This is a genomic window from Thalassospira sp. UBA848, assembly GCF_002295455.1.
In the GTDB taxonomy this organism is placed as follows: Bacteria; Pseudomonadota; Alphaproteobacteria; order Rhodospirillales; family Thalassospiraceae; genus Thalassospira.
Genome location: NZ_DBGS01000039.1, coordinates 1 through 9,619 on the forward strand (window position 1 = coordinate 1; position 9,619 = coordinate 9,619).

The following is a 9,619-nucleotide window of genomic DNA, read 5'->3' on the forward strand; positions in this document are numbered from 1 at the left end:
GTCAGCCAATGGATGTTCGGATCCTTTTTCGAGCGCCGCAGCGGCAGAAAGAACTTCCTCCTCCTGATAGTCTGATTGAGCGATTACACCTGCAAGTTTTGGTTTACCCTCTGTCAAAGTCCCGGTTTTATCGACGATGAGCACATCGACCTTCGCAAATCGCTCCAGGGCCTCTGCATTTTTAATGAGCACACCAATTTGCGCACCACGACCGGTAGCGGTCATGATTGACATTGGTGTTGCCAAACCAAGAGCGCAAGGACACGCAATGATCAGAACAGCGACTGCTGCGACAAGCCCGTATGACAGTGACGGATCTGGTCCCCAGATGGCCCAAGCGACGAAGGCGATCAAAGCAACCAGGATAACAGCAGGCACAAACTTGCCTGCAACCGTGTCTGCAACCTTTTGGATTGGCGCTTTGCTTCGCTGAGCATGGGAGACCATATCAACGATTTGGCTCAAGACAGTATCTTTGCCAACCCGTTTGGCTTGGATGATCAGGCTGCCATTCCCGTTGATTGTTGCTCCGGTGACATCATCATCTGGATTCTTCTCAATTGGAACGGGTTCACCCGAAATCATGGATTCATCAACTGACGACCGTCCTTCAACGACAACGCCATCGACAGGTATCTTGTCACCTGGACGAACCCTCAAGCTCATTCCGACGGTCACATCTTCAAGAGGAACTTCTCGTTCAGAACCATCATCTTCAATAATGCGGGCTGTTTTTGCAGCAAGACCCAATAACGCCTTGATTGCCGAACCGGTTCGTTCCCGTGCCCCCAATTCCAACAGTTGGCCAAGAAGCACAAGGACAACGATGACAGCTGCAGCTTCGAAATACACACCGACATGTCCCTGTGCATCTCTGAATCCATCAGGAAAAATGTCAGGAGAAATCACTGCGACGACGCTAAATATATAAGCTGCGCTAACACCCATCCCGATCAATGTGAACATGTTGAGAGAACGGTTCACCACAGAATGCCATCCACGAACCATGAATGGGAAGCCGGACCACAGGACAACAGGCGTTCCGAGAACCAACTCAACCCAAAGAGTAACGCGTTCTCCAATCATTTCCCGGATGAAACCCAAACCAACAAAGGGCCCCATCGTTAGAACAATCAGCGGCACCGTAAGAGCTGCGCCTAACCAGAATCTCTTTTTGAAATCCTGAATCTCGGGGTTTGGTGCGTCATTTTCTGTTGGTGTATCCATCGGTTCCAGTGCCATTCCGCAGATCGGACAGGAACCAGGTTCGGATCGTATGATCTCTGGATGCATCGGGCAGGTGTAGCGACCCGAAGTCGATGACGAAGCGCTGTTTGCAGCAGATGCCTCTTCCTCAGTGGACAATACGCTCTCAGGAGAGCTATCGAACTTGCCCTTACATTTCTGCGAACAGAAATAATATGTCTCACTGCCGTACCTCGAGCGTGGTGTATCGGCATCCACTGTGACCGACATACCGCAAACAGGATCCGTCGCGTGTCCTGATTGATCAGACATTTTGTGATTATGCTGGTGCTTCTTATGATGATGATCAGACATGGTCTGCTTCCTGCTGTTATGCTGCAATGTCACTGCGGATAATCAATGTTCTGAGTGATCGTGACTGTGCGCCTTGGCCGATTGGTTTATCCAGTTTGACAGGAACCAACGTTCAAAAATGAACACAGCAACGATCATCAAAGTTGCAATGAGAACAATGGATGGGTCGCTTTGCAATTTCATGCCGGCGAAAACGAGCAGCACGATGATGTCAAAGACAATTGCTGTAATCATTACAAAGCCGCGTGCTCCTATTTCTTGTCGTAGGTACTTAAAGCATCCCCAGTGGATGAGCACATCCATGACCAGATAGAAAAACACGCCAAGTGAAGCGATCCGGCTTAAATCAAAAAAGATTGTCAACAGCGCTGCCACGACAACCGTGTAAACAAGTGTGTGGTCTTTGATTGAACCCGACATTCCAAAATGACTATGCGGGATCATCTCCATATCGGTCAGCATCGCGAGCATTCTTGACACCGCAAACACGCTTGCTAGCAAACCGGACGCCGTCGCAACGACTGCGAGCAGCACAGTCAGATAAAATCCGATGGGCCCCAATGCTGGCTGTGCAGCTTGGGCGAGGGCATAGTCTTTGGCTTTTATCAGTTCGTCCAAGTCAAGGCTTGAACCAACAGCAAGCGCCACGAGAATATATACGACAACGCAAATCAGGATTGAGAACGTAATCGCACGACCCACATTCTTATGAGGGCTCACGATTTCAGCACCACTGTTTGTGATCGTTGTGAACCCTTTGAAGGCCAGAATTGAAAGAGCAATTGATGCGACAAAACCGGCCAATGGAAAGCTCGCGCCGTCGGGTGATGACGGCTCGAACGAGTATCCACCAGCCCACAGCGCTGCAATTGCAAACAATGCAATGCCGCCGATCTTCAACGCGGCCATGACCATTGAAAACAGGCCAACCGATTTGTTGCCAGCTCTGTTAACAGCATATGCAAAAATTATCAGGCAAACACCCAATACCGGTATAAGAACTTCAAGCTCTGTCAGGTCAAACGCCCGCAAAACATAGGTTCCAAATGTTCTTGCGACCAAACTCTCGTTGATGACCATCGAAAAGGCCATCAGCAATGCTGCGCCGCCTGCTATGGCTCCCGGCCCGTATGCTTTTTGGAGGATCATTCCGATCCCGCCTGCAGACGGGAAAGCATTGGACATCTTGATGTAGGTATAAGCACTAAAAGCAGTGACAAGTGCGCCAAACAGGAACGACAACGGGAACCACTTTCCTGCAAGTTCGGCAATTTGTCCGGTCAAAGCAAAAATTCCTGCTCCGATCATAACACCGGTGCCCATGGATATGGCGCCAAGGAGCGAGATACTGTTTTTCTTGTATTCTGCCTGATGATCCATTCCTGCCTCACATTTGGTGTTTTTGGTACGCGATGCCGTTTGCTTCTTGCAGCTCGCGTATATAACGAATGATCCGTGCTACCTGTTCCGAACTGACCTGAGGCTGGGCTGGCATATCGCCAAAGGGCCAGTGATGTTGTTTTGCCCCGTTTTGAACAGCTAGATAGAATGCGCGATCTGAATGATGTCCCGGATTGTAGATTCTGTGCATCAGCGGCGGGCCTTGCTCTGTGCCTGTTGCATTGCCTCCGTGACAAGCAACACAGTTCATATCGAAAAGCTGGTTTCCTACCATGGCTTCCTTGCTGAAACTGGGGAGCGCAATTCCGCTATCGGTCAGTTCAAGATCTTTGATGTCATCTTTCCCGGGCAGAAACGAATTCAGGGTCATGGCGATGATCCCTACTGCGAAAAAACCGATAACCAAATACTTTGGCCAATTGATTTGTTTTTTCATTTTCTTCGGGCCTTTGTTTTATGCGTATGTATCAAATATTCGAAGACACGTGAGACCAAGGGAACTAGTCAACCCTGGTCCTGTTGCTGCCGCCTATTGATTTCGCTGAACTAGCTTGGCGATACGTGAGTTTGTCGGCTAATTGCGCTGCCATCGACATAGGTATCTGGCGACACTTCAAATTTCGAACGACAGGTGTCTGAACAGAAGTAGAATACTTCACCGCCATAAATGGCTGTTTTGGCGATGCGCGGATCGACAGTTTTATGACAAACCGGGTCAACGGCGGACTGAGGGTGCTCCCATCGGATTGCCTCAGCCTGACCGTCCGCTTGTTTCTTATTGTGGGTGTGCTTTTTGTGCCCAAACATGTGAGCACCGCAACCAAAGCGCATCATCAATATGATGAAGGCTCCCCAAAGCAACCAACTGAGAATATTTTCCATTTCTCTTCGCCATCCCATAAATACCTTTAGGTATGACTGTTCCGTCTGAAAGCAGCATGGTGCAGAACACCAAGGCTCGATCTGTACGCATGCCATCGGCAGGTGCAGAACCCAGAACAGTTATTCGCTATTTGTTCGGGAGGATCAGGATATGGGAGGCTGGAAAATCCATGACCGAGATACCGGCTGAAGGGACACTTCTTCTATCCCGTTCTGTACATGGGAAAACTCGGAAACCGGTAGGATAATCTCGGTAAGGACCGCTGATGTGGAGTGACAAGAAACCTGAGGGCAGCACGAAGCCAGGTCATGCTGGTGTTCAACGTCAAAACCATTGAGTTCTGCAGAATGCGCAGGAAAAGATCCAGTCGACGCGACTGCAATATGGGGAGCAAGCATTATAGCGCTAATCCCGACGAGCAGGATCAGTACGGCGCGTATTAGTGCTTGCTGTGCATTCATTGATCAAACTTCCTTTGGGCAGTAACGTAACACTTATGCCCTTAAATATCGAGTTACGTTGACCTACCTCAATTAAGGGGACGTTTTTTTTAACCGACTTCAGACAGAACCGTTACATCTGCAAGCCGGTTGTCCGTACTGTTGATTTCCTTTGAGATGTAAGGTTTGATTTCGGAGTATCTGACGTGAGCATCGGCTTGCGCCTGATAGTAGCGAAAGAGCTCTTTTAGCGGAGCGCCCATGTCTTTGTATGCAGTTAATACTGCGATTAGAGCCCCGAGCGTGAGATCGCCTTTTATCACCAGATACCCTCCAATTGTGTAAAAGAAGAAGGGCGTCATCTGTGATATGAAATTGTTTAAAGACTTCATGGCGAACTTGTTCTTGTGGATAGAGAGACGAAGGTCGTGAAGTCGCTTGTATGACCCGTAAATATCCCGGGCACCTGGCTGGTTATCGTTTGAGATGTTCCCTATCTTCTCGCCGAGAACTCTGACTTCCTTCAGCCGCGTTCGAGACAAAGCATTAATTTTCTTCTGGAATCTGGGGATGACAAAAATCTGAAGCGGCAACAGTGCGGTTGCGGCGATGCCCAAAACCAAATCTTGCACGAGCATGAAAGTCAGAATCGTCAGGAATGTACCGCCTTGTAACAAAGGCAGCACAATCGACTCTGCAGCATATCCAGCTACGGGCTCTACCTCCTGCACAATAACCGGAATCAATTCCCCTCCTTTGGGGGATGGCTTTCGAAAGCTGAATTTTGAAATATCAAGCCGTAGGCGGCGTGACATGTGTTCTGCCAGCGCACCGGATTGCAAATTAACCTGATATTTCAGCCAGCCATGCACGCCAATCGCCAATAAAAAAAGCAGACAGAGAGTAAGTAAAGCCATCGTTTGAGAGAACTCCATTCCTAAATAGGTAACTGGAAAATGTCCTGACTCAATGGCGTTGTTGATGATCAACTTCGGAAGCTCGAGGCTCATGTAAAGAGCCGGCAAAGAGGCCGTCGCCAGTAGCCCCAGTTTTATCTGCCGCTTCCATGAAGCTCTGAATATGTACTGCAGGAGCGCTGTTCCGCTCTTTGCCGAGGGCTTTTGAGCCTGTTGCGCAAGAACAGATCTGCGGCGTCTTAAAGCCCTGTATCCCGTCGCGCTGAGAATAATAATTAGCGCAACCGGCACCCCAAACACCACCAAATGGAATACAAGATGAACCCACCAGTGTGCATCGCTTGATATGTAGTGCGTCAAGCGATGCCCCATATCGTGGACGATTTCCATCATTGTAGTTAGGTTCCTTGAGAAGGTTCGGCAAAACAGACAGGGAGGAAAGTCCTCCCTGTCGTGTGATGCTTAGAAAAGAAGGCGGAGACCGGTTACGAGGTAAGTTGCCTCGTAATCTTCGCCGTCATCTTTTGCAAAGTCTGCGGTTTTGCCGAGTTTCCGCTCATAGGCAACCCCGATATACGGTGCAACGGCACGGTCGATGAGGTCATAGCTAAGCCGCAGTCCGATCTCTGCGCTTGAAAACCCGCGTCCGACCTCAATCTCGCTATCGTCAGAGAACGCAGCATTCAGCTCAAGCGAAGGTGTGAGGATTAAACGATTGGTCAGCAAGCCTTCATACTCAACATCAAGCCGCGCACTGCCGTCTCCGGTCTCGCTGACAAACAGATCAGCGTCGACTTCAAACCATTGAGGAGCAAGCCCCATGATTCCAACGGTTCCATACCAACGATCTGTTGTGCTTGGCGTATCCAGACGAATACCGGCTTTGGCATCGAAAAAGTCGCTGATTGGTGTTTGCAGGACCAGTCTGTTCTCGAAGTTTTCGTAAAGGTCGTTTTTGAGATCACGCTCGCCTTCGCCTTGCCAACGTAACTTCAGTTCATCGGTGCCAACAAATGCATCACCATCCCAAACGAAAAGATTTTCCCCTTCGTCACCAGAGCGGTATTCAAACTGCTCCATTTGAATGCCATAAAAGATGTGATTGTCTGCTTTGGCAGTGAACGAGAAGGACAGGATCGTGGAAAGAACACCACCACCAATCGCGGCCAAAGTTAGTGTTTTCATTGTTATTGAACTCCATTCTCAAGTGCCGCGACGGCTGGACCGCCCTCTACAACCACTTTTCGGAACATGCCAGAAGCCATGTGATAGCTAAGGTGACAGTGGAAAGCCCATTGCCCAGGTTCATCAACTTCGGTTTCCGAATAAACGGTCATGCCAGGGTTGATATTGATGGTGTGTTTAACCGGATCCCATTTACCGTTGCCAGTATCGAGGATTGACCACATCCCGTGCAAATGCATCGGGTGTGACATCATGGTCTCATTGACGAACTTGAAGCGCACCCGTTCGCCATATTTCAAGCGGATAGGTTCTGCATCTTCATATTTGACGCCATTGATTGACCACGTATAGCGTTCCATGTTTCCGGTAAGGCGCAGTTCAATTTCACGCGTTGCAGGCCGTTCAGGGTACAAAGGCTTCTGTGCCTTCAGGTCGGCATAGGAGAGGAACTTTCCGCCATTGGCTGCTTTTGGTGTCAAACCACTTCCAGCGGCATAGAAGGGATCATCTTTGGACATTCCCATCTGAGAATGATCCATTCCGGCCATATTCGAATGGTCCATTCCAGCCATACCGTTCTCGTTACCACTGCCCATCGAAGAATGATCCATTCCGGCCATGCTACCGTGATCCATTCCCATGTCCGCCATTGTCAGCAACGGAGCGTCCATGCGTCTGGCTGGCATTTCAGCTTTCAACCCTTCTTGCGGCGACAACGATCCGAATGCATAACCCGAGCGTCCCATTGATTCGGCCATGATTGCATACGGCTTTTCAGCTGTCGGCTGAACAATCACGTCGTATGTTTCTGCAACCGAAATGCGGAATTCATCAACCTTGACCGGTTGAACATTGTTGCCGTCAGCCTGGACAACAGTCATTTCAAGTCCCGGAATGCGGACGTCGAAGTAAGTCATGGCCGATGCATTGATGAAGCGCAGGCGCACACGTTCGTTTGGCTCAAATAGTCCGGTCCAGTTTTGTTCCGGTGATTTACCATTGATGAGGCCGACGAAGCCCGGAACGTCTTCAATATCTGTTGGCATCATGCGCATGCTGCCCCAGTCTCCACGTTCAGAGAGAGTTTCTCCCAAACCGTTTTCCGAAACGTCGGAGATGAAGTCTCCGAGCGTGCGTTGGTTACGGTTGTAGTAGTCCGGCATCATCTTTAGGTTGCGCAGAATACGCGCCCCGGAATGAGGGTGCTTGTCTTTCAGAACAACGACATATTCACGGTCGAACTTGAATGGCTCGCGTTTTTCGGGTTCGATAACAATTGAGCCGTAAGCGCCATCTGGTTCCTGGAAGCCAGAGTGGCTGTGAAACCAATAGGTCCCGCTCTGTTTGACAGGAAAGCGATAGGTAAAAGTCTCGCCCGGTTCGATCCCGGTGAAGCTGATGCCCGGCACACCGTCCATCTGGTAGGGAAGGATCAACCCATGCCAATGGATAGATGTAGTCTCGTCCAGGTTGTTCGTCACGTTGATGACGGCATCTTCGCCTTCTTTGAGGCGCAAGGTCGGACCGGGCGAGGACCCGTTATAGCCAATTGCTTTGGTTTTCATATCACCTGTGTCGATGGTAACGTAATCGACAGACAGATTATAGGTTGCCGCATACCCTGCTGTTGACACAGCAATAGTGCTTAGCGCCCCCAAAAGGGCACGCCCAAGAAGTTTTCTCATTCTCATGATCTCCGATGGTTGAGGTGCGCCAGAGGCAACAGGGAGGGATTCCCTCTGGCGCGAGACCCTGCGCAGTGGTTACTGCAGGCGAACTTTACCGACCATGCCGCTCTCGTAGTGGCCTGGTACATTGCACGCAAATTCAAGTTCTGCGTCTTTCGGGAAGGTCCAGATCACCTCGGCAGAATCACCCGGCTCCAGAAGTACGCTGTTCGGATCGTTGTGCTTCATGGTTTCACCGTTCCCCATGTCCATTTCCATCATGTCCATGTTGATTTTGTCTACTTCAAGGGCCCCGTGTTCCATCATCATCATCATTTCTTTTTGATGGTCAGCATGCATGGTTGCGGTGCCGATGTTGAATTCGTGAACGAACTCACCCTTGTTTTCGACTAGAAAACGAACGGTTTCGCCGCCGCGAACAACAATCTTTTCCTTGTCATAGAAATTGTCTTCCATCGTGATCCGAATTGTCCGGCGAACATCAGAGATATCGCCAGGCGCTCCGATTTCGACGCCATCATTATGACCGCCACTATGACCTGCACCAGCAAATGCAGAAGTCTGGATACCGGCAAGGCTACCCATAGCAAGGGCGGAAGCAACAGCAAGGCGAAGGACAGAAGTAGTGTATTTGGGCATGAAAATGCTCCCGAGATAATTCAGTATAAAGGATCTCGTTACGCAAACCTTACACAGAGTCAGTGATCGGACTCATAGCGACAGATTACGTCACGAATGCAGTTTAGATAAGGAACTGAATATCTTAGGTGCGGGGAGGTTTGACGCTAACATCAAGCTCTGCAGGCGAGAGCGTTCTGTCTTTTGCCCAGTACTTTACAGACAACAAAACAGGTGCAGCGTTCCAGTTACCAGACATTTGCTGCACATAGGGACCACAAACAGCCATGCCACAAACATCGTTGTGCGATGGATCCTGTGTGTGAGAACTACTGTCAGCCATGACGGAGACAACACTGTGATGGCCACTGTTAATATCAGCGGCTTTGGCATGCACGGCCTCAGCGCCAGACAGCATTACTGTCAACGCGATGATAACCGAAAGTATGCACGAGATGATCCGCAAAAGGAGAATCCTATCACAATGTTGCAGCGCAATGGTTATCTTGATGTATCAATGCGGTCAAGTGGCAATATTGTGGCAAAGACAGACTATTTCACGAATTTACATCTGCTGCTTGAGCCATCAGCAAGGTGAAAACAATAGATTACTGCATTCGTCGCCATGAAATCACGTTATGCGCTACAGATGAACAACCTGTTGTGCTGAGTTATTCACTAATCTGCGGGTATGACTTGCTAACAATCAATTTATAGATGAAGCACAATCAAATCCTATTAAATGCTGCGTAACCCAACAATTCTCCTAGTCTCTGGATATGGGCACAGAGGTGCAGCAATAGGATTTACTGTAGTTCGATATAGACAGCATCGCATCCTTGGGATAGAAGTAAACCATGCTCAATCGCATCAGGTTTTTGACCATACTTTTGATAGCTGCTTTTGCCGTCGGGACAAGTTTCCAGA

Annotated in this window: 9 protein-coding genes; 1 reads left to right on the plus strand and 8 read right to left on the minus strand. The window is 49.4% G+C overall.

Annotated features, from left to right (window positions below):
• From B2R48_RS05395 to B2R48_RS05430, 8 genes are all read right to left on the minus strand, one after another.
• Positions 1–1,560: HAD-IC family P-type ATPase (locus B2R48_RS05395; RefSeq protein ID WP_296998590.1), on the minus strand; the 1,560-nt coding region annotated here is incomplete at its 3' end.
• Positions 1,561–1,602: 42 nt separating this feature from the next.
• Positions 1,603–2,940: an APC family permease gene (locus B2R48_RS05400; RefSeq protein ID WP_068518364.1), complete on the minus strand. Its 1,338-nt coding sequence runs from the start codon at positions 2,938–2,940 to the stop codon at positions 1,603–1,605.
• Positions 2,941–2,947: 7 nt separating this feature from the next.
• Positions 2,948–3,397, minus strand: a complete 450-nt coding sequence (locus B2R48_RS05405; protein ID WP_068518363.1) for a c-type cytochrome — start codon at positions 3,395–3,397, stop codon at positions 2,948–2,950.
• Between the two features lie 110 nt (positions 3,398–3,507).
• Positions 3,508–3,843, minus strand: coding sequence for a YHS domain-containing protein (locus B2R48_RS05410; RefSeq protein WP_064781637.1), 336 nt, complete (start codon positions 3,841–3,843; stop codon positions 3,508–3,510).
• A gap of 551 nt (positions 3,844–4,394) precedes the next feature.
• On the minus strand, positions 4,395–5,594 hold the full coding sequence (locus B2R48_RS05415) for an ABC transporter ATP-binding protein (protein ID WP_064781636.1): 1,200 nt from the start codon (positions 5,592–5,594) through the stop codon (positions 4,395–4,397).
• A 69-nt stretch (positions 5,595–5,663) separates the two neighbouring features.
• Positions 5,664–6,386, minus strand: a complete 723-nt coding sequence (locus B2R48_RS05420; protein WP_296998595.1) for a copper resistance protein B — start codon at positions 6,384–6,386, stop codon at positions 5,664–5,666.
• Between the two features lie 2 nt (positions 6,387–6,388).
• Positions 6,389–8,071 carry a copper resistance system multicopper oxidase gene (locus B2R48_RS05425; RefSeq protein ID WP_414716176.1) on the minus strand — a complete coding sequence of 561 codons (1,683 nt, stop codon included), beginning with the start codon at positions 8,069–8,071 and terminating at the stop codon, positions 6,389–6,391.
• Between the two features lie 78 nt (positions 8,072–8,149).
• Positions 8,150–8,713, minus strand: coding sequence for a cupredoxin domain-containing protein (locus tag B2R48_RS05430; protein WP_083997108.1), 564 nt, complete (start codon positions 8,711–8,713; stop codon positions 8,150–8,152).
• Between the two features lie 340 nt (positions 8,714–9,053).
• Here B2R48_RS05430 and B2R48_RS05435 point away from each other — a divergent pair, with 340 nt between their 5' ends.
• Positions 9,054–9,290 carry a hypothetical protein gene (locus B2R48_RS05435; protein ID WP_147252120.1) on the plus strand — a complete coding sequence of 79 codons (237 nt, stop codon included), beginning with the start codon at positions 9,054–9,056 and terminating at the stop codon, positions 9,288–9,290.
• Positions 9,291–9,619 lie beyond the last annotated feature (329 nt).